This is a genomic window from uncultured Candidatus Puniceispirillum sp. (genome assembly GCF_963979125.1).
GTDB lineage: Bacteria > Pseudomonadota > Alphaproteobacteria > Puniceispirillales > Puniceispirillaceae > Puniceispirillum.
Genome location: NZ_CAXBVX010000165.1, coordinates 1 through 2,663, shown reverse-complemented (window position 1 = coordinate 2,663; position 2,663 = coordinate 1). Strand labels below are relative to the sequence as shown.

Sequence of the window (2,663 nt, the reverse complement as noted above, 5' to 3'; positions counted from 1 at the left end):
CGCATGGCGACCGAGTCAGCTGTAACAACGATGGGTGCACATCCTTTTTCCACTGGCAGTGACCAATGTCTTGTTCATAATGGTTCGTTATCCAACCATAACAGCTTGCGTCGCAAACTTATGCGCGAAGGCGTCCATATCGAAACTGAGAATGACAGCGAAGTTGCCGCAGCCTATCTGACATACAAGATGCAGCAAGGATCAACTCTTGATGAAGCACTGGAAAGCAGTCTTGATGATCTGGACGGCTTTTTCACCTTTGTTGTTGGCACCAAAGACGGTTTTGGTGTTGTTCGCGATCCGATTGCGTGCAAGCCGGCTGTTATGGCTGAAACCGATCAATATGTAGCCTTTGGGTCGGAATATCGTGCTTTGGTCAATTTGCCTGATATCGATAATGCCCGTGTTTGGGAACCTGAGCCAGCAACCGTTTATTTTTGGAAACATTGAAATGCAGATATTTGATCTCGAAGTCCAAGGCCTGCGCGCTCTTAACGAAACTTTGCATGCACAATCAAATGACACAAACCAGACGCAATGGCAGATTAACAACCCCAAAGGCAGTCATGCAATCGCTGTTGGTCTCGATGCCCCTATTGAAGTCACAATCAAAGGGTCCACTGGCTATTATTGTGGCGGCATGAACAAACAGGCGACAATAAATGTTAATGGCTCGGTGGGGCCCGGCGTTGCCGAAAACATGATGTCAGGCACAGTTATCATTGACGGTGATGCCAGCCAATATGCTGGTGCTACCGGTAATGGCGGCTTGCTAGTCATAAAGGGAAATGCCTCGTCTCGATGTGGTATTTCGATGAAAGGCATTGATATTGTCGTGCATGGCAATATTGGCCATATGTCTGCATTTATGGCGCAATCAGGTAATTTGGTTGTGTTAGGTGATGCTGGTGAGGCTTTGGGCGATTCATTATATGAAGCCCGTCTTTTTGTACGTGGCTCGGTTAAAAGCCTTGGTGCTGATTGCATCGAAAAGGAAATGCGGCCCGAACATATAGAGATTTTAAAAGACCTGCTTGAAAAGTCTGGGGCCACCTGCGCACCCGAAGAATTCAAACGCTATGGCTCTGCCCGCCAACTTTACAATTTCAATATCGACAATGCCTCGGCATATTAGGATTTGTTATTATGACTGATAAAAACCCCAATTCGCCGCCTCGCACAGTGCCAATCAAATCGTCCAACTTTAGCGATGCGGCAAATGCCGAAATAAGACGGGCAGCCGCAACAGGCATTTATGATATTCGGGGCGGCGGTGCCAAACGCGCTGTTCCGCATTTTGATGATTTACTGTTTCTAGGCGCATCAATTTCACGCTATCCACTCGAAGGATACCGTGAAACCTGTGATACTAGTGTGACTTTGGGCACACGGTTTGCCAAAAAGCCGATCCATCTTGATATTCCGATTACAATCGCGGGCATGAGCTTTGGCGCGTTGTCTGGTGGTGCAAAAGAAGCGCTGGGACGCGGTGCTTCGGCGGCTGGCACATCAACTACTACGGGTGATGGTGGCATGACTGAAGAAGAACGTGGCCATTCAAAAACACTGATCTACCAATATCTTCCCTCACGCTATGGCATGAACCCAGATGATTTGCGTCGCTGTGACGCTATTGAAATTGTTGTGGGTCAAGGCGCCAAGCCTGGCGGCGGCGGCATGTTGCTTGGCCAAAAAATCAGCGACCGGGTTGCTGAAATGCGTAATCTTCCAAAAGGAATCGACCAACGTTCAGCTTGTCGCCATCCGGACTGGACAGGCCCGGATGATCTGGAAATCAAAATTCTTGAATTGCGTGAAATCACCAATTGGGAAAAGCCTATTTATGTAAAAATTGGCGGCGCCCGCCCATATTTCGATGCGACGCTTGCGGTTAAAGCTGGTGCTGATGTCATTGTGCTTGACGGTATGCAGGGCGGCACCGCCGCAACTCAGGACGTTTTCATCGAACATGTTGGTCAGCCTACCCTTGCCTGTATCCGTCCTGCGGTTCAGGCTTTACAAGATTTGGGACTTCATCGTGAAGTCCAGCTTATCATTTCTGGCGGTATTCGCCACGGTGCCGATGTCGCCAAGGCCTTGGCACTTGGTGCTGATGCCGTATCGATCGGCACGGCCGCGATGATCGCGCTTGGTGACAATGACCCGCAATGGGAGTCCGAATATAACGAACTTGGCACCACAGCTGGTGCTTATGATGACTGGCATGAGGGTATGGATCCTGCAGGCATCACCACCCAGGACCCGGCATTAATGGCACGGTTTGATCCTGCTCTAGGCGGTCGGCGGCTTAGCAATTATCTAAAGGTCATGACTTTGGAAGCCCAAACAATTGCGCGTGCCTGCGGAAAAAGCCACGTTCATAATCTGGAACCTGAAGATTTATGTGCGTTGACTATTGAGGCTTCCGCTATGACTGGCGTACCTTTGGCAGGTACAAACTGGGTTCCTGGCAAAGGCAGTTTTTAAATTCGGCGCGTTTAATAGTAGCGCGATATAGACAAAAGAGAGGAAACAATATAATGGCAATCGATCTTTATGCCTTTGCAAAGGAAAAAGGCGTCAAATACTTCATGATCTCTTTCACCGATCTATTTGGTGGACAACGCGCCAAATTGGTGCCCGCTCAGGCGATTGCTGATATG

The 2,663-nt window shown here is 49.0% G+C and carries 2 protein-coding genes and 1 pseudogene; all 3 read left to right on the top strand.

Going from position 1 to position 2,663, the window contains the following annotated elements; all coding sequences use genetic code 11:
* Positions 1 to 450, top strand: a pseudogene (locus ABNT28_RS10765) (glutamine amidotransferase); the annotation flags it as partial.
* A gap of 1 nt (position 451) precedes the next feature.
* The gene (locus ABNT28_RS10760) at positions 452 to 1,135 is read left to right on the top strand and encodes a GXGXG domain-containing protein (protein WP_332923686.1); all 684 of its coding nucleotides are present in this window, start codon (positions 452 to 454) and stop codon (positions 1,133 to 1,135) included.
* A gap of 11 nt (positions 1,136 to 1,146) precedes the next feature.
* A complete protein-coding gene (locus ABNT28_RS10755; protein WP_332923685.1) occupies positions 1,147 to 2,487 on the top strand; it encodes an FMN-binding glutamate synthase family protein in 1,341 nt (446 codons plus the stop codon).
* Positions 2,488 to 2,663 lie beyond the last annotated feature (176 nt).

Bases quoted from the DNA above. Each gene is read 5' to 3' on its own strand.
- ABNT28_RS10760 (WP_332923686.1), top strand. From the start codon at position 452: ATGCAGATATTTGATCTCGAAGTCCAAGGCCTGCGCGCTCTTAACGAA.
- ABNT28_RS10755 (WP_332923685.1), top strand. From the start codon at position 1,147: ATGACTGATAAAAACCCCAATTCGCCGCCTCGCACAGTGCCAATCAAA.